Raw genomic sequence first — 21,166 nt, 5'->3', positions numbered from 1 at the left:
GCCTGGGACGACTCGCAGTTGTGCCGGCTGACGCATCCGACCTTGTCCGCGATGAGTCATGACGTGCATGGGTTCGGGGCGGAGGTGGCTCGGACGTTGTTCGGGGTGATCATGGGGGATGGGGTGGGGTCGCATCCGGTACCTACTCCGGTACTGACGCCGAGAGGGTCCACAGCACCGCCTCGGTGAGGTTTCGTACGGGTCTGCGGGTCGTGGTGGGTGGCTCGCGCCCACGCGGCGGAGCCGCACATCGATACAGCCCCGCGCCCCTGAAGGGGGTGCTCCCGCACCGCCCGCCCAGATGTGACCTTCGCCGCTCGACCCATCAGGACTGGGCAGCTACGTTACTCATAAGTAGCATGGTCATGAGCAAGCGCTCAGCGTCCCGCACCCTGGAGGAGAGCCATCGTGCCTCGTACCGTCAGGGACGTCGTCTTCGTCGACGGCGTCCGCACCCCGTTCGGCAAGGCGGGCCCGAAGGGCATCTACCACGAGACCCGGGCCGACGATCTCGTCGTGAAGGCGATCCGGGAGCTGCTGCGCCGCAACCCCGGTCTCGACCCGAAGCAGATCGACGAGGTCGCCATCGCCGCGACCACGCAGATCGGCGACCAGGGCCTGACCCTCGGCCGCACGGCCGGCATCCTCGCGGGCCTGCCGCAGTCGGTGCCCGGCTACTCCATCGACCGCATGTGCGCCGGCGCCCTGACCGCCGTGACGTCCGTCGCCGGTTCGATCGCCTTCGGCGCCTACGACGCCGTCATCGCCGGTGGTGTCGAGCACATGGGCCGCCACCCGATGGGCGAGGGCGTGGACCCGAACCCGCGGTTCGTCAGCGAGAAGCTGGTCGACGAGTCGGCGCTGTTCATGGGCATGACCGCCGAGAACCTGCACGACCGCTACCCGACGATCACCAAGCAGCGCGCCGACGAGTACGCGGTGCGTTCGCAGGAGAAGGCCGCCAAGGCGTACGCCAACGGCAAGATCCAGCAGGACCTGGTGCCGATCTCCGTACGCCGCACCAACCCCGAGGGTGGCGAGACGGGCTGGGGCCTGGTCACGGCGGACGAGCCGATGCGTCCCGGCACCACCCTGGAGAGCCTCGCCGGTCTCAAGACGCCGTTCCGCGTCCACGGCCGGGTCACCGCCGGCAACGCGGCCGGTCTGAACGACGGCGCCACCGCCTCGATCATCGCCTCCGAGGACTTCGCCCGCGAGAACAACCTCCCGGTGAAGATGCGCCTCGTCTCCTACGCCTTCGCGGGCGTCGAGCCGGAGGTCATGGGCTACGGCCCGATCCCGGCCACGGAGAAGGCCCTCGCCAAGGCCGGTCTGTCGATCGAGGACATCAACCTCTTCGAGATCAACGAGGCCTTCGCCGTCCAGGTGCTCGCCTTCCTGGAGCACTACGGCATCGCCGACGACGACGCGCGCGTGAACCAGTACGGCGGCGCCATCGCGTACGGCCACCCGCTGGCCTCCTCCGGCGTCCGTCTGATGACGCAGCTGGCCCGCCAGTTCGAGGAGCAGCCGAACGTCCGCTACGGCCTGACCACCATGTGCGTCGGCTTCGGCATGGGCGCGACGGTCATCTGGGAGAACCCGCACTTCGACGGAGGCAACAAGTGAGCACCACCGCTGAGCTCCTGAAGGGCGCGGCCGAGCTGTTCCCGGACGAGGTCGTGACGTCCGCGCACGTACGTCACCTCGACCTGCCGTACGGCGCCGGGCGCTTCGCGCTCATCACGCTGGACAACGGCTTCGACCACACCAAGCCGACCACCTTCGGCCCGGCCTCGCTGGCGAACCTCAACACCGCCATCGACCAGGTCGAGGCCGAGGCCGCCGCCGGTGACATCGTCGGTGTCGGCATCACCGGCAAGCCGTTCATCTTCGCGGTCGGCGCCGACCTCAAGGGCGTCGAGCTGCTCAAGGAGCACAAGGACGCGCTCGCCATCGGCAAGGGCGGCCACGAGGTCTTCAAGCGTCTGTCGGGCCTGGCCGTGCCGACCTTCGCCTACTACAACGGTGCCGCCATGGGCGGTGGCGTCGAGGTCGGTCTGCACTGCAAGTACCGGACGGTCTCGAAGGCCCTTCCGGCCTTCTCGCTCCCCGAGGTCTTCCTCGGTCTGGTCCCCGGCTGGGGCGGCTGCACGATCCTGCCGAACCTGATCGGTGCCGACAAGGCCGTCTCGGTGATCATCGAGAACAGCCTCAACCAGAACAAGCAGCTCAAGGGCCAGCAGGTCTTCGACCTCGGCATCGCGGACGCGATCTTCGAGGGCGCGGACTTCCTGGAGCAGTCGCTGATCTGGACCGCCCAGGTGCTGAAGGGCGACGTCGAGGTCGAGCGCCCGGTGATCGACCGCGGTGAGGCCTGGGACCAGGCCGTCGCCAAGGGCCGCTTCATCGCGGACAGCAAGGTGCACGGGGCCGCTCCGGCCGCCTACCGCGCCCTCGACATCATCGCTGCCGCCAAGAACGGCGACCTGCAGCAGGGTTACGACGCCGAGGACAAGGCCCTCGCCGACCTGATCATGGGTGGCGAACTGCGCGCCGGCATCTACGCCTTCAACCTGGTGCAGAAGCGCGGCAAGCGCCCCGCCGGCGCGCCGGACAAGAACCTGGCCCGCCCGGTCACCAAGGTGGGCGTCGTCGGCGCGGGCCTGATGGCCTCGCAGCTGGCTCTCCTCTTCCTGCGCCGCCTCGAGGTGCCGGTCGTGCTGACCGACATCGACCAGGAGCGCGTCGACAAGGGTGTGGGTTACGTCCACGCCGAGATCGAGAAGCTGCTCGGCAAGGGCCGTATCAACCAGGACAAGGCCAACCGCCTCAAGGCCCTGGTCACCGGTGTCCTGGACAAGGCCGAGGGCTTCGCGGACGCCGACTTCATCATCGAGGCCGTCTTCGAGGAGATCGGCGTCAAGCAGCAGGTGTTCGCGGAGGTCGAGGCGGTCGCCCCGGCGCACGCGATCCTCGCCACCAACACCTCCTCGCTGTCGGTCACCGAGATGGCGTCGAAGCTGAAGAACCCCGAGCGGGTTGTCGGCTTCCACTTCTTCAACCCGGTCGCGATCCTGCCGCTGCTGGAGATCGTCCGCGGTGAGCAGACCGACGACGCCTCGCTGGCCACCGCCTTCGGTGTCGCCAAGAAGCTGAAGAAGACCGCGGTTCTGGTGAAGGACGCCCCGGCGTTCGTCGTGAACCGCATCCTCACCCGCTTCATGGGCGAGATCCAGAACGTCATCGACGAGGGCACGCCGGTCGAGGTCGCCGAGAAGGCGGTCGAGCCGCTGGGTCTGCCGATGTCGCCGCTGGTGCTCCTGGAGCTGGTCGGTCCCGCGATCGGTCTGCACGTCTCCGAGACCCTCAACGGCGCCTTCCCGGACCGCTTCAAGGTCTCCCCGAACCTCGCGGCCGTCGTCAAGGCGGGCAAGCGCGGCTTCTACGTCTACGACTCCGGCAAGCCGGAGCTGGACCCCGAGGTCGCCGCGCTCCTGAAGCAGGGCGATGTCGTCCTGACCGAGGAGCAGGTCCGCGACCGTGTCCTGGACGCGGTGGCCCAGGAGATCGGGCTCATGCTCGACGAGGGCGTCGTCGCCGAGGCCCAGGACATCGACCTCTGCCTGATCACGGGCGCCGGCTGGCCCTTCCACCTGGGCGGCATCACGCCGTACCTGGACCGCGAGGGTGTCTCCGAGCGCGTGAACGGCAAGAAGTTCCTGGAGCCGGGCGTGGCCAGCGTCCCCGCGTGAGCGCTCCGCTGTGAGCGCCGGTGCCCTGCATGCCGACTTGGTGTGCGGGGCACCGGCGTTCGGGCTGAGGCTCCGTGCTGGGGGCTGCCGCCCCCAGACCCCCGCTTCGGCCCTGAACGGGCCTCGTCCTCAAACGCCGGACGGGCTGAAGTTGCCGTGACCGGCGCTCAGAAATCGCCGGACCAGCCTTCAAGCCGCCAGCCGCCATGCAAGGGCAGCCCCCGCCCCTCAGGTGCCTTCGGCCTCCCGCCAAGCCTCCAACGCCAGCCCCGGCTCGTCCTTGCGTCGAGTGACGAGCAGCTGCCCCGTCGACGGCGACAACGCGGCCGCCACCACGCGCCCCTCCTCGTCCAACGCCAGCGCCACCACCGCGTCCGCCGGGAGCTGCGGGCCCGACTCGGTCCACCATGCGCCCGCCGACTCCTCCTCCGTCGGATACGCGGCGAAGGCGACCCGGCCGCTCGCCGAGCGCTGGGCGAGCAAGGTGCAGTCGTGGCCGTCGAGTTCGCAGCGGATGGCGGACACCGGGCCGGGGCCGGCGGACGGCAGTAGGGTCACCGGCTTGGTGCCGGGGCGCCAGGCGCACAGGTCGCCGGAGTCGTCCGCGTAGAAGAGGGTGGTGTGGTCCGCGGAGGTGGCGAGGGCGCGGAGGGTGCCCGGGCGGACCGCGGTCTCCATCGCCTCCTCCAGGACCGGGACGGCCCCCGGCTTCTCCTGCCGCCAGTGCAGGATGGCGCCGGGGACGGCCGCGTACAGCTCGACGAGCCCGGACTCCCCCGTCACGGCGGCGAGCAGGTCGTCGACCTCACGCCCCTTGAGGTCGCGCCACGGGCCCCAGCCGCCCACCTCCTTCTGCCCGCGCATGCTCACGCCGCCGCCCCTGTTGCGCACGAAGACATGGGCCCGCCCCTGCGCGTCGACCGTGACGGCGGGCGTGCCGGTGCGGTCGCCCTCCTTGTTCGGGTGGCCGATGGAGATCCAGTCCAGGGCGGCCAGGCGGGGGCGGAAGTGCGTGGAGTGGACCAGACCCGCCTCGCCCGCCTTGGTGGGGCGCCACGCGGCCAGATGGGCGTAGGCGTCGGCGCCCTGCCCGACCGCGGGGCCGGGGCGCAGCTTCTGGTCGCCGCCGACCCGGCGCGGGGGTTCCCAGGGGCCGCCGGGGCCGAGTTCCGCCCGGCACAGGACGCCGTCGTCGGTCGGCAGATAGACGCTGAGGCGGCCGTCGCGGCCGCGGATGAGCCAGTCGCCGTTCACCGGTTCACTCTATTCGGGGGCAGTCCGCCGGGCCGCCCCGCCCCCGGGCAAGCTGGACCACAGCAGCAACGTCCGTACGACAACAGGAAGTCGACGTCATGACCGACAAGCTCACCGTGAGCGTCCTGGGCACCGGCATCATGGGCGCCGCGATGGCCCGCAACCTCGCCAGGGCCGGACACACCGTCCGTGCCTGGAACCGCACCCGCGCCAAGGCCGAGCCCCTTTCCGCCGACGGTGCGTTCGTCGCCGACACCCCCGCCGAGGCGGTCCAGGGCGCCGACGTCGTCCTGACCATGCTCTACGACGGCCCCGCCGCCCTGGATGTCATGCGTGCGGCGGCGCCCGCGCTGCGCTCCGGTGCCGCCTGGGTGCAGTCCACGACCGCCGGCATCGACGCCATCGCCGACCTGGCCGCCTTCGCCCGCGAGCACGACCTCGTCTTCTACGACGCCCCCGTGCTCGGCACCCGCCGGCCCGCGGAGGCCGGTCAGCTCACCGTGCTGGCGGCGGGGCCGGTCGAGGGGCGCGGGACGGTGACGCCGGTGTTCGATGCCGTCGGCGCCCGTACGGTGTGGACCGGCGAGGACGGCGGTGCGGGCACGGCCACCCGGCTGAAGCTGGTCGCCAACAGCTGGGTGCTCGCCGTGACGAACGCGGCCGGTGAGGTGCTGGCGCTGTCCAAGGCCCTGGACGTGGATCCGCAGCGCTTCTTCGAGGTGATCGACGGCGGCCCGCTCGACATGGGGTATCTGCGGGCCAAGACCGGGCTGGTGCTGGGCGACCAGCTCTCCCCGGCCCAGTTCGCGGTGGTCACGGCCGCGAAGGACGCACGGCTCATCGTGGAGGCGGGTGAGCGCTACGGCGTACGCCTGGATGTGGCCGAGGCGAGTGCCGAGCGCTTCGAGCGGGCGGCTGCGCAGGGGCACGGGGACGAGGACATGGCGGCGGCGTACTTCGCGAGCTTCGACGAGAAGGGAACAGCCGAGGAGTGAGCCACGCCGTGCGACGCTTGCCCCATGACTGAGGACACCCCGCTGCTCGTGATCGTCGACGCCGCCAATGTCGTCGGATCCGTGCCCGACGGCTGGTGGCGGGATCGGCGCGGGGCCGCGCAGCGGCTGCGGGACCGGCTGGCGGCGGACGGCGTGCCGGGGTGTGCGGGGCCGGTCGAGATCGTGCTCGTGGTGGAGGGGGCCGCTCGCGGAGTGGAGAGCGTGCCGGGCGTGCGGGTGGAGTCCGCTGCCGGGAGCGGGGACGATCACATGGTCGAGCTCGTCGCGCGGGCGGGTGGGCGGCCCTGTCTGGTGGTAACCGCGGACCGGGAACTGCGCCGGAGGGTCACGGAGTTGGGGGCGGAGGTGGCGGGGCCGCGTACGGTACGGCCGTAGGGAACGGTGGGGATCCGGAGGTAATGCGTCCCTAGGTACGGCTCCGTACGTACAGCACCGCCCCCTCCACCATCCCCGCCTGCTCGTACCCCGCCGCGAGCAACCGTCGCAGACCGGGCACCCTACGAGGTCCGTACGGCTTGCCCCGCGAGTCGTCGACCACCAGCGCCGGTGCCCGCTCGGTCATCTCCTCGCGGAAGATCGCCCACGCCCCCTCGACCGCGTACCGCTCGCCGACCTGTGGGCCGTCGCGTCCCCCGCTGTAGTTGGTGAGGAGCCCCGCCGTCAGGTAGCGGCTCGCGGGTCTGCGGTCGGCCAGCCAGTACGTCTCGGGGTGTATGCCCCAGACGAGGACCCGCTCCTGCGGCTCGGTGCGGATCGCCACCTCGTCCGCCAGCTTCCTCGCGTGGTCGAGCTCGGGCCGGGGCGCGAGCAGCCCCCAGGTGAGGAACAGGGCGCAGCAGAAGGCCGAGGTCAGGACCGCGTGGGTCATGCGCTCGCGCGGCAGGATCTGCAGCGCGGCCGTCGCCAACAGGGTGAGGGGCGGCAGCAGTTGGAGGTAGTAGTGGCCGAAGAAGTGGAAGCCGAGCATGACCGCGCCGGCCGACGAGGCCGGCCACAGCCACAGGTCCGCGGCGCCGGTGCGGGCCAGCCGCAGAACTCGTAGCACCGGCGGGATCAGTCCCGCACAGGCCAGCGTCAGGATCGCCGCGTTCGTCAGACCCCGTGCCAGGACGTGGATCTCGGAGCCGGTGAACGAGGCGTACGCCCCCGATCCCGTGACCGTCCAGAACAGGAACCCCGTCGGGTCGGTCAGCGCGGCCACGCCCAGCACCGGCACCACCACCCCGGCGCACAACCGCACCAGTCCCCCGGCCCGGGCCTCCCTGGAGGGTGCCTGCAGAAGACACCCCCTGGCCGACACGCACAGCCACACCACCGGCACCAGCACCGCCCCGCCGGTCTGCTTGACGAGGAAGGCGCCCGCGACTGCCAGGCCTGCCGAGCCCCACCGGCGCCGGTCCGCGCACCACATCGCCGCCGTTGTGCACGGCAGCATGAACACCTCGAAGGTCGCGGCCTGGGCGTCCTCCGGGTTGAGCCCGACCGAGACCAGCAGATACAGCACCCCGGCCGTCCCGCCCGCCGTGTCGCCCCAGCGGCGGCGGGCCAGTGAGGCCAGCAGCACGGCGGTGAGCAGCTGGGCCACGACCGCCAGGACCCGCACCGACGTGAGCGATTCGGACCCGGTCACCGCGAACGCGGCCTGGTACAGCCACGGCACCAGCGGCGGCTTGCGGTCGACGACCGTGTCGTACAGCTCTCCGCCCTGCGCGAGCAGCCGTGCCTGTACGGCGAGATAGCCCTCGTCGGGGTTCCACAGCGGGCGGGTGAAGGAGGGGATGCGGGTGACGCAGGCCAGCAGGGTCAGGGTGGGGAGCAGCCGTCTCCAGTAGCCGCGTTCCGTGTGCGGTTCGGATGCGGAGCGTGGTGGTGCGAGGAGCTCGGCGAGCATGGGGTGAACGGTATCCGGCCCCGCAGTCCCTGCCGAAGCAGGACATACGGGGCCGGAGAGCGGCGGGTTGACCACCCGTCAACCACTGGGTTTCGACTACGGGGCGTCTCCCCTCGGCGGCTTCAGGACCTCACCGACGGTCGTCTCCTCGTGCCGTCCGAGGCGGCTGTGGGAGCGGCCGTAGATGAAGTACACGAAGAACCCGGCGACCATCCAGATGGCGAACCGCACCCATGTCTCGGCGGGCAGGTTGATCATCAGCCACAGCGAGGCGCACACCGACAGGATCGGGATGACCGGCACCCACGGGGTGCGGAAGGACCGGTGCAGGTCGGGGCGGGTCTTGCGGAGGATGATCACGCCGATGGCCACGACCACGAAGGCGAACAGGGTGCCGATGTTCACCAGGGCGGCGAGTTCGGTCAGGGGGGTGAAGCCGGCGAGGATCGCGATGATCACGCCGAGCAGGATGGTCGGCCGGTGCGGGGTCTTGAACCGCGGGTGGACGTGGGAGAAGAAGCGGGGCAGCAGTCCGTCGCGGCTCATCGCGAAGAAGACTCGGGTCTGGCCGAGGAGCAGGATCATGCAGACGGTCGTCAGGCCGACGGCGGCGCCGAAGCTGATGAAGCCCGCGTACCAGGGGTGTCCGGTGGCCTTGAAGGCGTCGGCGAGGGGGGCGTCCACGGACAGTCGGCTGTAGTGCTGCATGCCGGTGACGACGATCGATACGGCGACGTACAGGGCGGTACAGATGAGGAGCGAGCCGAGGATGCCGCGCGGCATGTCGCGCTGCGGGTTCTTGGTCTCCTCGGCCGCGGTGGCCACGACGTCGAAGCCGATGAAGGCGAAGAACACGACCGAGGCGGCGGTGAAGATGCCCATCACGCCGAAGTTGGAGGGCGCCCAGCCGAACATCAGCTGGATCAGGGGGGCCTGGAGACTCTCCCCGGCTTCCACGGCCTTCTGCTTCGGGATGAAGGGGTCGTAGTTGTCGCCGTCGATGAGGAACGCGCCCGCGATGATCACGACGAGGACGACGGTCACCTTGATGGCGACGACGAGCGTGGTGATCCGCGCGGACAGCTTCATGCCGACGACGAGGATGCAGGTGAGGACGAGGACGAGCGCGGCGGCGAGGATGTCGAAGCCGAAGACGTCGGCGCCCTCGCGACTGCCCAGGGACGCGGGCATCTCCCAGCCCGCGTTGTCCATGAGCGACTGGATGTAGCCGGACCAGCCGACGGCCACCACCGCCGTCCCGAGTGCGAACTCAAGGACGAGGTCCCAGCCGATGATCCAGGCGGGGAGTTCGCCGAGGGAGGCGTACGAGAACGTGTAGGCGGACCCGGCGACCGGGACCGTGGAGGCGAACTCGGCGTAACAGAGCGCGGCCAGCGCACACGCGACGCCGGCCGCGACGAACGCCAGGGCGACCGCCGGCCCGGCGTTGTTCTTGGCGACCGTACCGGTCAGGACGAAGATGCCGGTGCCGATGATGACGCCGACACCGAAGACGGTCAGATCCAGCGCGGACAAGGACTTCTTGAGCGCGTGCTCTGGCTCCTCGGTGTCGAGGATGGACTGCTCGACTCTCTTCGTCCGGAAGAGACTGCTGCTCACGGGGCTTACCTCCCACGCTTGTCGTCCTCGACATGATCGAGAGGGGGCGTGATACGCCTGCCCCGGCGCGGGCGGATTCACACAGATGGGCCGGTTTCGCCACCGTCACGGTGGCGAAACCGGCCCATCCGGCTGCATGAAGGTGTCAGTCGCGCGCGGGCTCCACCGAGTCGACCTCGGCCGCCGTACGGTCGAACCGGCCGTCCAGCTTGGAGACCAGCCCGGTCACCTGGCGGGCGATGTCGGGGGCGGTGAGGCCGATCTCGGCCATCACCTCGGCGCGGGAGGCGTGGTCGAGGAAGCGCGGCGGGATGCCGAAGTCACGCAGCGGGACATCGACGCCCGCGTCGCGCAGGGCCTGCGCGATCGCCGAGCCGACGCCGCCGACGCGGGAGTTGTCCTCGACGGTGACGACGACGCGGTGCCGCTCGGCGAGCGGGGCCATGGCCTCGTCGACGGGCTTGACCCAGCGCGGGTCGACGACGGTGGTGGTGATGCCCTGCTTGTCGAGGAGGCCGGCGATCTCCAGGCACATGGGGGCCAGGGCGCCCACGGAGACCAGCAGCACGTCGGGGGTGTCGGTGCCGGGCTCGCGCAGGACGTCCATGCCGCCGACGCGGCCGACGGCGGCGACGGCGGGGCCGACGGCGCCCTTGGAGAAGCGGACCACGGTCGGGGCGTCCTTGACCTCGACGGCCTCGCGCAGCTGCGCCCGCACCTGGTCGGCGTCGCGCGGGGCGGCCAGCCGCAGCCCGGGCACGACCTGCAGGATCGACATGTCCCACATGCCGTTGTGGGAGGCGCCGTCGGTGCCGGTGACGCCGGCGCGGTCGAGCACGAAGGTGACACCGCACTTGTGCAGCGCCACGTCCATGAGGACCTGGTCGAAGGCGCGGTTGAGGAAGGTGGCGTAGACGGCGAAGACGGGGTGCACCCCGCCCGTCGCCAGACCCGCCGCCGACACCGCGGCGTGCTGCTCGGCGATGCCGACGTCGTAGATCCGGTCCGGGAAGGCGTCCGCGAACTTCTTCAGGCCGACCGGCTGCAGCATGGCCGCGGTGATCGCCACGATGTCCTCGCGCTCCTTGCCGAGCCGCACCATCTCGTCGCCGAAGACGGAGGTCCAGTCGGCACCCGAGGCCTTGATCGGCAGGCCCGTGTCGGGGTGGATGGGGCCGATGCCGTGGAAGCGGTCCGCCTCGTCCTGGAGGGCGGGCTGGTAGCCGCGGCCCTTCTCGGTGAGGCAGTGCACGATGACGGGGCCGCCGAAGCGCTTGGCCCGCGCGAGCGCCGACTCGAGCGCCTCGATGTCGTGCCCGTCGATCGGCCCGACGTACTTCAGGCCGAGGTCCTCGAACATGCCCTGCGGCGCGATGAAGTCCTTGAGCCCCTTCTTGGCGCCGTGCAGGGTCTCGTAGAGCGGCTTGCCGACGACCGGGGTGCGGTCGAGGATCTCCTTGGTGCGGGTGAGGAAGCGCTCGTACCCGTCGGTCGTGCGCAGCGTCGCCAGGTGGTTCGCGAGACCGCCGATCGTCGGCGCGTACGACCGCTCGTTGTCGTTGACGACGATGACGAGCGGGCGGTCCTTGGCCTCGGCGATGTTGTTCAGCGCCTCCCAGGCCATACCGCCGGTCAGCGCGCCGTCGCCGATGACGGCCACGACATGGCTGTCGCGTTTGCGCAGCTGGTTGGCTTTGGCGAGGCCGTCGGCCCAGCCGAGGACGGTCGAGGCGTGCGAGTTCTCGATGACGTCGTGCTCGGACTCGGCCTGCGAGGGGTAGCCGGACAGGCCGCCCTTCATTTTCAGCTTGCTGAAGTCCTGGCGGCCGGTGAGCAGCTTGTGGACGTAGGACTGGTGGCCGGTGTCCCAGAGCACCTTGTCCTTGGGCGAGTCGAAGACCCGGTGCAGGGCGATGGTCAGCTCCACCACACCGAGGTTGGGGCCGAGGTGGCCGCCGGTCTTGGACACCGCTTCGACGAGGAAGGTCCGGATCTCCTCTGCCAGCTGGTCCAGCTGCTCAGGGCTGAGCCGGTCCAGATCGCGCGGTCCCGTGATGCGGGTCAGCAGCGGCACCCGTGCCTCCTTGCAGTAGAGCTGTTCGAGCTGTTGCCGGGCTCGTCGAGTCTAATGTTCCGCCTCAGCGGAAGGTTCCCGGCCCACCCGTCGTAGGTCACGCATTCGGCTCTACCCACGAACACGCTGTACTACAACGCCGAAAACGGGCGCGGGGAACTGCGCGACCAGCCCGAACGGACCGGCACGCGGCAGTCCCCGCGCCCCAACGGCGATCCGCGCTACGCGCGCCCCGCAGCCTTCTGGCTCCTACGAGAGACGGAGTCGATGACAACCGCCCCCAAAAGCACCGCACCTGTGATCATGTACTGGATCGACGTGTTCATGTTCAGCAGGTCAAGACCCGTCTGAATCGACTGGATCACCAACATACCCAGCAGCGCCGACCACACGGACCCACGCCCACCGAAGAGGCTGGTACCACCGATGACGGCCGCCGCGATGGCGAGCATCAGGGTGTTACCGCCACCGGCGGAGAGCGTCGCGCTAGCGGTCTGGCCGGCGAAGAACATGCCGCCGACCGCCGCGAAGCCGCCGGAGATGGCGAACACGCTGATCCGGATCATCGGCACGTTGATACCGGCACGGCGGGCGGCCTCGATGCCGCCGCCGACCGCGAAGACCTGGCGGCCGTAGGTCGTACGACGCAGTACGAAGTCCACGATCACCAGCGCCGCCAGGAAGATCACCAGCGCATTGGAGACACCGGCCGAGTCGTTGAGCACGGCTGCGGCGACGAAGGACGCCACGCCGAGCGCGCCCACGCGCAGCAGGATCTCGCTGGTCGGCCGGAACGGCACCCCCGCGGCCTTGCGGCGGCGCTGCTCGTTGAAGTTGCCGACGAGGGTGAGCACCACGGCGAGGCCTGCGAGCAGGTACGCGCCGATGATGGCCTGGTCCATGAAGAACGAGCTCTGGCCGAGCAGATGGACCGGACCCGCTTCGGACGGGATGTTGATCGTGCCGCTGTCGCCCAGCAGCCACAGCATCAGACCGTTCCAGCCGAGGAAGCCGGCCAGGGTGACGACGAACGCCGGTACGCCGATCCTGGCGAAGAACCAGCCGTGCAGCGCGCCGATGGCGATGCCGGTGAGGACCGCGAGGACCAGCGACAACCAGGCGTTGACACCCTGGTTCACCACGAACACGGCGAACAGGGTGGAGGCCAGACCGCTGACCGAGCCCACCGACAGATCGATCTCGCCGAGCAGCAGGACGAACACCAGGCCGATGGCGAGCATGCCGGTGGCCGACAGGAAGTAACTGATGTTCGAGAGGTTGTCGGCGCTCAGGAAGCGGTCGTTCTGCAGCTGGAAGATCGTCCAGATGACGATCAGGCCGATGACCACCGGCAGCGAGCCCAGCTCGCCGCCCTTCACCTTGCGTTTGAACTCGGTGAGGTAGCCCTTGAAGCCCTCTTCGCGGACCAGCAGACGCGGGTCGACGACGGTGACCGGCGCGGCCGTGGGGTCGTCGGAGGGAGCGACGGTGGTCTGCCCCTCTGCCGCGCCCGCGCCGACCTTCGCGGCCTCGGCGGAATCGGTCTTCACGGTTTTCGACGTGTCGCTCACTTTGCCGCCTCCGTGGTGCGCCGCTCCGCGCGACGGGTCACGGCGTTGTCCGTGGCACCCGTGATGGCGGCGATGATCTCTTCGTGGCTCGTGTTCTTCACGGGGAAGGAGCCGTTGTTCTTACCCAGGCGCAGCACGGCGACGGTGTCGGCGACCGCCTTGACGTCGGCCATGTTGTGGCTGATGAGGATGACGGCGAGGTCGCGTTCGCGCAGCCGCTCGACCAGGTCGAGGACCTGAGCAGTCTGCTCGACGCCGAGGGCGGCGGTGGGCTCGTCCAGGATGACGAGCTTGGGGTCGCCGATCAGGGCACGGGCGATAGCGACGACCTGGCGTTGACCACCGGAGAGGCTCGCGATCGGGATACGCACGCTCGGGATCCGGATGGAGAGCGTGGACAGCAGCTCGCGGGCCTTCTTCTCCATCGTCACCTCGTCGATGACGCCCCGGTGCAGCAGTTCGCGGCCGAGGTAGAGGTTGCCCACCACGTCGAGGTTGTCGCAGAGCGCGAGGTCCTGGTAGACCGTCGCGATGCCGAGGCCCTGGGCGTCGTGCGGCTTGTTGATCTTCACCGCGTTGCCCTGCCACTCGATGGCGCCCTCATCGATGGGGTGGACACCCGCGATCGTCTTGACCAGGGTCGACTTACCTGCGCCGTTGTCGCCCACCAGGGCGACCACTTCTCCGGCGTGAACCTCCAGATCGACGTCGGTGAGGGCCTGCACCGCACCGAATCGCTTGGAGACTCCGCGCAACGCCAGCACGGGCGTAGCGGACACGTGAACCATCTCCTTCGCCGCCTGACCGGCGGGGATGCCGCGCTTGGGGGTATGCGCGGAGCGACATGCGGGTCGCGGCGGGAGGCCGCGCCACGCACGTGGTTTACAAAGCGAACAAGTTCCGTCCGACGCCCGCCCCGCAGCGGGGTCTGAAGGTGGGGCAGGCGTCGGAGGGGTTTTGGTACCACTCGCGGGTCCGGGTCCGAGTCCCTCACCGGGGACTCGGACCGGGTTGCGCGCGGCGGCGCGACTACTCCAGGCCGGCGGACTTGCAGGCCTTGGCGAACTCGACGGTGCAGATGTCGGCGACCGTGTACAGACCGTCCTTGACGACCGTGTCCTTGATGTTCTCCTTGGTGACGGACACCGGGGTCAGCAGCTTGGCCTGCACCTTGTCGCCGGAGCCGCTGGTCACCGTGGTGTCGGCCAGGGACTTGATGTCCTTGCCCTGGAGCAGGTTGACGGCGAGCTCGGCGGCGGTGTCGGCCTCGGGCTTGTAGGCCTTGTAGACCGTGGAGGACTGGGTGCCGGCGACGATCCGCTGGATGGCGGCCAGCTCGGCGTCCTGACCGGTCAGCGGGATGCCGCTGATCTTCGCACCCTTGAGGGTGTTGGCGATGCCACCGGCCATGCCGTCGTTGGCGGCGTAGACGCCCGCGACGTTCTTGGCGCCCAGCTGCGTGATCGCCGCGGACATCTTCTGGGCCGCGACGGTGTCCTTCCACAGCCCGGACTGCTCGTAGGCGATGTCGACCTTGCCGTCGAGGGCCTTGTGGGCGCCTTCCTTGAACTGGCCGGCGTTCGGGTCGGCGTCGTCACCGTTGATCATGACGACCTTGGACTTGGTGGTCGCCTTGTCGCCGAGCGCGTCGAGCAGGGCCTGGCCCTGGAGCTCACCGACCTTGACGTTGTCGAAGGAGACGTAGGCCGAGACCGGGCCCTGGGCGAGTCGGTCGTACGCGATGACCTTGACGCCCTTGTCCACCGCGGACTGGATGGAGGACTTGATGGCGGCGGAGTCCTGGGCGGAGATCACGATGACCTTCACACCCTTGGTCACCATGCTGCTCATCTGCTGGGCCTGCTTGGCCGGGTCAGCGGCGGCGTTCGCGTACTGGACGTCGCAGTCGGAGCAGAGTTCCTTGACCTTGTCCTGGAAGTACGGCCGGTCGAACTTCTCGTAGCGCGCGGTGACGTTGTCGGGGAGCAGCAGGCCGATGGACTTGCTGTCCGAGGTGCTGCCGGAGTCGTCCTTGTCGTCGCCCGCCTTGCCGCACGCGGCAATCGACAGTGCCATGGAGACGGCGGTGGCGCCGATCACGACTCTACGCATCGTTGCGTTCATTTTTGGGGGTGCCTCCCTGACAGGGCCGCAACGCTGCGGCCGAGGTGGCTGGAAGTCAACTCGGCCACACGTGCGACGTCAAGAAGTAAATCCTTAACGGGTTGGCAACGGCGCCATCCGTTCTCTAAGTGAAGGCAGGCGTGGCCGCATGCAGGGTGCTGTCCAAAAGGGTTGAATCGCCCATCTCGCTGAGTGCGAGCGCCAGCGCTCCGAGCACCTCCGCACGACCGCCAAGTGCCCCGGGGAGAACGGACAGTTGGCGCGCCGCGCTGGGAATGGCGTAGCGGCCGACGGACTCCCGGATCGGCCCGAGCACCAGCTCACCGGCCTCGGCGAGATCACCGCCCAGGACCACGCGGCTCGGGTTCAGGAGATTGCAGAGATTGGCGACCCCGCTGCCGATGTGGCGGCCGACGTCGGCGATCACCCGACGACAGCCCGGGTCTCCGTCCCTGGCCAGCCGTACGACGCCCTCCATGGTCAGATCGGTGCCATGACTGGACTGGAGCAGCGGAAGCACATAGCGCGCGGCCGCGAAGGTCTCCAGGCAGCCCCGGTTTCCACAACGGCAGACCGGGCCGGATTCATCAAGGGTAATATGACCGATTTCTCCCGCCGTGCCACCCGGGCCCCGGTAGATCTTGCCGTTGATGACCAGACCGGAGCCGACACCGCTGGCGACCTTGATGTACGCCAGGTCCCGCACACCCCGCCCGCTGCCCCAGACCAGCTCGCCCAGGGCGCCCAGGTTGGCGTCGTTGTCCACGTGCACCGGCACGCCGAGCCGGCCGCGCAGCTCCTCGGCGGGCTTGGTGCCGGTCCAGCCGGGCAGGATGGCGGTCGAGCCGAGGGTGCCGGACTCGACGTCGATCGGGCCGGGCACGCCGAGGCCGACCCCGGCGATCTTGGAGCGGTCGACGCCGGTCGCCGCGATCAGCCGGTTGACCAGCTCTTCCGCCCGGTCGAAGCCCTGGGTCGAGGAGGCGTCCACGTCCAGCGGTTCGGACTCCTCGGCCAGCACCTGGTGGGCGAGGTTCCCGACCGCGACGCGCAAATGCGTATGGCCGAAGTCGACCCCTATGACGATCCCGGCATCTCCGCTCAGGGAGACGCTGCGGGCCCGGCGGCCACCCGCCGAAGTGGGCGTGACCTCGACCGTTCCGCCGTCCTTGAGCTCCCGGACGATGTTGGAGACCGTCGCCGCGGACAGACCCGTCGTCCTCGCGATCTCCGCCTGGGTGAGCGATCCGGCCAGCCGGACGGCCCGGACCACCCGCTCCAGGTTGGCTCGGTGCAGCGACGACTGCGACCCCGGAGTCTCCACGACGACCTCCTGCGCGCGGGACCGCTTCGACGAGGCCCCGTCCGTGTCCAACTAGTGAACTCTAAGCTGAGCCGTTCGGGTTGCCTCCCGTCAAGAGGTTGAACCGGATCCGGGAGTGTGCACGCGCGCACGTGAGCCGCCCCGATGTGGGGCGGCTCACGTGTGACGTGGGGTGACGTGGCGCTTACGGTGGGGCCAACAGAGAGCGTTTACTTCAGCGCGCCGGCCGTCAGACCTGCCACCACCTGGCGCTGGAAGACGATGTAGGCCGCCAGCACCGGCAGCATCGCCATCACCAGGCCGGCGAAGAGGCCGGACCAGTCACCCTTGTAGCCCTGACTGACGGCCAGCTGCACCAGGCCCTGGGTGAGGACCTTCTTGTCCGGGTCGGTGTTGAGGACCGTGGGCAGCATGTACTGGTTCCACTGGCCCAGGAAGTTGAAGATGCCGACGCTGATCAAGCCCGGCTTGGCCATCGGCAGCATGATCTGGAAGAACGTGCGGGAGTGGGAGGCGCCGTCGACGAAGGCCGCCTCGGCCACCGAGGTCGGCAGCGTACGGAAGAACGCCGTCAGGAAGAACACCGTGAACGGCAGCGAATACGCGATGTAGACCAGGATCAGGCCGTGGATCGTGTTCAGCAGGCCCATGTTGTTCACGACGTAGAACAGCGGGACCAGCGCGAGCATGATCGGGAAGCTCATGCCGCCGATGAACAGGAAGTAGATGAAGCGGTTGCCCGGAAAGTCGAAACGGGCGAGCACGTACGCCGCCATCGAACCGAGCACCAGTGTGCCGATCAGCGAACCCCCCACCACCAGAAGGGTGTTGAGGAAGTAGTCGCTCATATTGGCCTGGGTCCACGCCCGCGACCAGTTCGAGAAGTGCAGTTTGTCGGGCAGTGACCAGGGCGAGCCGAAGATGGAGGCGTCGTCCTTGAAGGACGTCATCACCGCCCAGAGCAGCGGCATGACGACCATGAACGCCCAGACGATGAGAATGCCGTGCGAGAAGACATTGAGGGCGGTGCCCTCTTTCTTCTCCCTGCCCGGCCCTTTGGCCGGTGCGTCGATCTTGGTGACGGGCATACCGGACTCGGCCGGTACGGGAGCGGTGGTCTCGGTCGTCTTCATCTCTCAGAACTCCAGCCGCTCGCGCCGCCCCAACCGCATCACTACCGCGGCGAAGGCCAGCGTGACGATGAGCAGGGCCACACCGATCGTGGTGGCATAGGCGGCCTGCCCGTCACGGAACGCTTTCTGGTACACGTACAGGACCATGACCGTGGTCGAGTAGTCGGGGCCGCCGGGCCCGGTCGTCATGATGTGTACGACCGCGAAGGACTCGGCGCCGAGGGCGAGGATGCCCATGTAGACCCAGCCGGACTGCACGGTGTCCCACAGCAGCGGCAGGGTGATCCGGAAGAACGTGGTGGCGCGGCCGGCGCCGTCGAGCAGCGCGGCCTCGTACAGATCGGCCGGAATGGAGGCCATACCGGCGGAGAACAGGACCACGAAGAAGCCGACCGTGGACCAGACGATCACCGCCATCACGGCCCACAGGGCGAGGTTCGGGTCGCCCAGCCAGAGCGGCTGGACGCTGTCCAGTCCGATCCCGCGCAGGATCGAGTTGATCGCACCGCTGTCCGGGTTGTACGCGAACGCGAACAGCAGCGCGACGATGGCGATCGACAGCACCTGCGGGAAGAAATAGACGATCTTGTAGAACGAGGACCCGCGGACACCGGTGATCGCCGGGCCGCCCTTTCTGCGCCGTCCGCCCACATTGATCATAAAGGCGAGGAACAGCGCGAAACCGATCGTCACCAGCGGCAGCAGCAACGCGAAAAACAGGCTGTGCTGCAACGACTTCCAGAAGATGTCGTCGTCGAGCATCCTCTCGTAATTGTCGAAGCCGACCATCTTGAACTCGGGGCTCAGACCGGTCCAGTCCGTGAACGAGTAGTAGATGGACTGGATGAACGGCCAGACGACAAAGAGCGCGTACAGCCCCAGGGGCGCCGCGAGGAACCCCACGATGAACCGGTACTTGCCGTGCTGCATGTGCTATCGACCCCGATCTGCGCGCGGGTGCAGCCGCTGGTGACGGATCCGCACGGGACCTACTGGTGCTTGTAGTGCTTGATCGACGTGTCCTTGGCGGCCTCGTCGGCGAAGGCCTGGATCTTCTTGATGGTCTCGGCCGGGGTGAGGCGGCCGGCCATCATCTCGCCGAGACAGGACACACCGATCTTCTCCTTCTGCAACTGCACGTACCAGTCCTGGAGACGCGGATTCACCACGTTCTGGCCGGCCTTGTCGAGCGCGGCCACACCGGACTTGAGACCCGGGGTGAGGGTGATGCCGTCGGTACCGCCGTTGTACGCGGTCAGCGACTTGACCTTGCTGGTGAAGTTCTTGGAGCTGGCCTCGCTCAGCATGATGCGCAGCTGCTCCATGCCGCCCGCGGTGTTCTTCGCCTTGGCGGGGACGATGAACGGCTCGCCGCCGGAGGCCCAGATCGTGCCGAAGGGCAGCTTGTCGGAGCTGTCGATGCCGGTGGGCGCGGAGACGGCGAGGTCGAAGTCCTCCGGGATGACCTTCGCCGACTCGTTCTCCACCCAGGAGCCGTTCGGGATGAACAGAGCCTTGCCCTGGGCCCACGCGGTCTGCGACTGGATGTGGTCCAGACCCGGGGTGCCCTTGAGGACGTAGCCCTTCTTGTAGAGCTCGTAGTAGGCGTCGAAGCACGCCTTGACCGCCGGGTGCTTCCAGGCGTTCGGCTCCAGGTTGTCGATGGAGTCGAGCACCTCGACGCCGCCGACCTTGCCGATCATCGGGTAGAGCGAGAAGGGGAGGTAGTACGGGTACTTGCCCGCGTACGTCCAGCCCGCCATGCCCTTCTTCTTGGCCTTCTCGCAGACCGCGAGCATCTGGTCCCAGGTCTCGGGGTACTGCTCGTCGAGCGAGTCCAGGGCCTTCTGCGAGTACCAGACGCCGTACACCGTGTAGGCGTAGTACATGATCCAAACCGGGTCACCGTCGAACTGGCCCATCTCCACGATGCCCGGGCGCAGCGTGTCGCGGACCTTCTTGTTCGGGTCGTCGTACGACGGGGCGTCCAGCAGTGGCGTGAGGTCGGCGAGCTGCTCCTTGCCAACGAGGACGCCCATGTCCATCTGCTCGGCACCCGAGTTGTCGATGAGGTCCGGCGGGGTGCCCTGGTTGAAGCGGGGCTGGAGCGTGGACTGGATCTTCTGGGTGGCGGAGAACTTGACGTCCGCCTTGGGGAAGTTCTGCTCGTAGATCTTCACGGCGTCCTCGGCGTACTCCTTGCCGAAGCCGCCGTCGAAGAGCACGAACTCCATCTGCGCGGTGTCATTGACGCCGAGCGGGTTCTTCGCGGTCTTCTTGCCTTCCTTGGCCTTGTCACCGTTACCGCCTCCCCCGCTGCTGGCGCATGCGGACAGGAAGCTCATCGTCGGCACGGAGATCAAGCCGAGCGCGGCCGACCTTTTGATCAGATCGCGGCGGCCGACACCTGCCACGCGGTGGTCGCCGGCGCCATTGCTCTCGGTGTGAGTGGATCCCATCAGAACTCCTTCGAGGGGACTACCGGCTTCAGCCAGTGGAGGAATCGAAGGCCCCTGGCAGCTGCCCGGTGCGGAGCCGGGACGGCCACTTCACATGTGCGCGTGAAGTTTCAGGGACCACAGGCTTGACATGCAGGCGATGCACATTTATTCGCCGCATAGTTGAGACCAGGAAGGCTCGCCGGTTCTCCGGCGGCGTGGCGAACCACTCCCCAACCGCATCATGCGTGGGCGGAGTCACGCTCAAGTCCTCGCCTTCTCCAGGACTCAGGCGGTGAACCGGATCCTCCCCGGCACCGCGATCGGGTCGAGCTGGGTCGTGCAGGAAGTGCGGAATCATGTGAAGTGCCGACAGGTATAGTCCACTTCCCGCCAGCGGAGCAAGATCGAACGCAAGGTTGGCCAAGGGTCTTTTCCGAGTTGAGACCTCACGGAAATATGAGCGCCCTGTGGGCGGCTTGCCGGAAGAATCCGCGACATAGGCCCCGAATGCCACAGCCAACACCCTTGACAATACTTGGCACTTGAGCCACAACTGATCCTTGCGCAGCGAAGTTGACAACGTTGTCCCGTGCGCAGGGAGGGTACCCGTTGAAGCAGCAGAGAGCTCGGCACAGATGGGGTACGGCGGTCGTGTCGGCGACCGCCTTTTCTTTGGCCGTGGGCTCGCAGGGCGCGGCGGTCGCTCTGCCCGCCGCTCTCGCGGCGGCCGACCGGAGTTTCGTGTCCTCCTTCGAGGCGGACGATCCGGCACCCGACTGGCTCAACACCGTCGACACCGCACCGGACGGCGGCAAGCGCGCCTCGGGCGTCGACGGCGGCTACAGCAGTGGCATTCCGGGCAATTTGAATCCTCCCCCTCGTAAACGAGGGGGATTCCTGGCTCAGGCTGCCTGGCGGAACAGCGTCCCGCCAGGTCTTGCGCCATCAGCACCAGCCGGGTTG

The 21,166-nt window shown here is 68.6% G+C and carries 17 protein-coding genes; 6 read left to right on the top strand and 11 right to left on the bottom strand.

Annotation, left to right across the window (positions count from 1 at the left end):
• The 3 genes from ADL12_RS49905 to ADL12_RS08155 all read left to right on the top strand — a co-directional run.
• On the top strand, nt 1–189 hold a 189-nt coding region (locus tag ADL12_RS49905), incomplete at its 5' end, for a substrate-binding domain-containing protein (RefSeq protein WP_159053105.1).
• 219 nt (nt 190–408) lie between these two features.
• Complete coding sequence (locus ADL12_RS08160) at nt 409–1,629, top strand: thiolase family protein (protein WP_062700091.1); 1,221 nt, start codon at nt 409–411, stop codon at nt 1,627–1,629.
• The gene (locus tag ADL12_RS08155; RefSeq protein ID WP_062700089.1) at nt 1,626–3,755 is read left to right on the top strand and encodes a 3-hydroxyacyl-CoA dehydrogenase NAD-binding domain-containing protein; all 2,130 of its coding nucleotides are present in this window, start codon (nt 1,626–1,628) and stop codon (nt 3,753–3,755) included. Before ADL12_RS08160 ends, ADL12_RS08155 begins: the two co-directional genes overlap by 4 nt.
• Nucleotides 3,756–3,983: 228 nt before the next feature.
• Here ADL12_RS08155 and ADL12_RS08150 read toward each other — a convergent pair whose 3' ends face one another.
• Nucleotides 3,984–5,009, bottom strand: a complete 1,026-nt coding sequence (locus tag ADL12_RS08150; protein WP_062700087.1) for a PLL family lectin — start codon at nt 5,007–5,009, stop codon at nt 3,984–3,986.
• Between the two features lie 98 nt (nt 5,010–5,107).
• On the opposite strand from ADL12_RS08150, the gene ADL12_RS08145 reads away from it, so the two are divergent.
• Nucleotides 5,108–6,004, top strand: a complete 897-nt coding sequence (locus ADL12_RS08145; RefSeq protein ID WP_062700085.1) for an NAD(P)-dependent oxidoreductase — start codon at nt 5,108–5,110, stop codon at nt 6,002–6,004.
• A gap of 24 nt (nt 6,005–6,028) precedes the next feature.
• Nucleotides 6,029–6,400 carry a PIN domain-containing protein gene (locus ADL12_RS08140; RefSeq protein WP_062700084.1) on the top strand — a complete coding sequence of 124 codons (372 nt, stop codon included), beginning with the start codon at nt 6,029–6,031 and terminating at the stop codon, nt 6,398–6,400.
• Nucleotides 6,401–6,431: 31 nt separating this feature from the next.
• Here ADL12_RS08140 and ADL12_RS08135 read toward each other — a convergent pair whose 3' ends face one another.
• The 10 genes from ADL12_RS08135 to ngcE form a co-directional block, all read right to left on the bottom strand.
• Nucleotides 6,432–7,916, bottom strand: a complete 1,485-nt coding sequence (locus ADL12_RS08135; RefSeq protein WP_062700082.1) for an ArnT family glycosyltransferase — start codon at nt 7,914–7,916, stop codon at nt 6,432–6,434.
• A 96-nt stretch (nt 7,917–8,012) separates the two neighbouring features.
• Nucleotides 8,013–9,536, bottom strand: coding sequence for an amino acid permease (locus tag ADL12_RS08130; protein WP_062700080.1), 1,524 nt, complete (start codon nt 9,534–9,536; stop codon nt 8,013–8,015).
• A 145-nt stretch (nt 9,537–9,681) separates the two neighbouring features.
• Nucleotides 9,682–11,610, bottom strand: coding sequence for a 1-deoxy-D-xylulose-5-phosphate synthase (dxs, locus tag ADL12_RS08125; RefSeq protein ID WP_062700078.1), 1,929 nt, complete (start codon nt 11,608–11,610; stop codon nt 9,682–9,684).
• A gap of 221 nt (nt 11,611–11,831) precedes the next feature.
• The gene (locus tag ADL12_RS08120; RefSeq protein ID WP_062700075.1) at nt 11,832–13,181 is read right to left on the bottom strand and encodes a sugar ABC transporter permease; all 1,350 of its coding nucleotides are present in this window, start codon (nt 13,179–13,181) and stop codon (nt 11,832–11,834) included.
• Nucleotides 13,178–13,969 (bottom strand): ATP-binding cassette domain-containing protein, encoded by a 792-nt coding sequence (locus ADL12_RS08115; protein ID WP_079051916.1) that lies wholly within the window; start codon nt 13,967–13,969, stop codon nt 13,178–13,180. Before ADL12_RS08115 ends, ADL12_RS08120 begins: the two co-directional genes overlap by 4 nt.
• Before the next feature lie 241 nt (nt 13,970–14,210).
• Nucleotides 14,211–15,293, bottom strand: coding sequence for a sugar ABC transporter substrate-binding protein (locus ADL12_RS08110; RefSeq protein WP_062700071.1), 1,083 nt, complete (start codon nt 15,291–15,293; stop codon nt 14,211–14,213).
• A 136-nt stretch (nt 15,294–15,429) separates the two neighbouring features.
• Complete coding sequence (locus ADL12_RS08105) at nt 15,430–16,629, bottom strand: ROK family transcriptional regulator (RefSeq protein WP_062700093.1); 1,200 nt, start codon at nt 16,627–16,629, stop codon at nt 15,430–15,432.
• 209 nt (nt 16,630–16,838) lie between these two features.
• Nucleotides 16,839–17,762, bottom strand: coding sequence for a carbohydrate ABC transporter permease (locus ADL12_RS08100; protein WP_062700069.1), 924 nt, complete (start codon nt 17,760–17,762; stop codon nt 16,839–16,841).
• A gap of 3 nt (nt 17,763–17,765) precedes the next feature.
• Nucleotides 17,766–18,692, bottom strand: coding sequence for a carbohydrate ABC transporter permease (locus tag ADL12_RS08095; RefSeq protein ID WP_062700067.1), 927 nt, complete (start codon nt 18,690–18,692; stop codon nt 17,766–17,768).
• 59 nt (nt 18,693–18,751) lie between these two features.
• A complete protein-coding gene (gene ngcE, locus ADL12_RS08090; RefSeq protein ID WP_062700065.1) occupies nt 18,752–20,221 on the bottom strand; it encodes an N-acetylglucosamine/diacetylchitobiose ABC transporter substrate-binding protein in 1,470 nt (489 codons plus the stop codon).
• A 633-nt stretch (nt 20,222–20,854) separates the two neighbouring features.
• Here ngcE and ADL12_RS49900 point away from each other — a divergent pair.
• Nucleotides 20,855–21,166: hypothetical protein (locus ADL12_RS49900; protein ID WP_244187817.1), on the top strand; the 312-nt coding region annotated here is incomplete at its 3' end.

Source organism: Streptomyces regalis (genome assembly GCF_001509475.1).
Lineage (GTDB): Bacteria > Actinomycetota > Actinomycetes > Streptomycetales > Streptomycetaceae > Streptomyces > Streptomyces regalis.
This window is presented reverse-complemented; position numbering and strand designations above follow the sequence as displayed.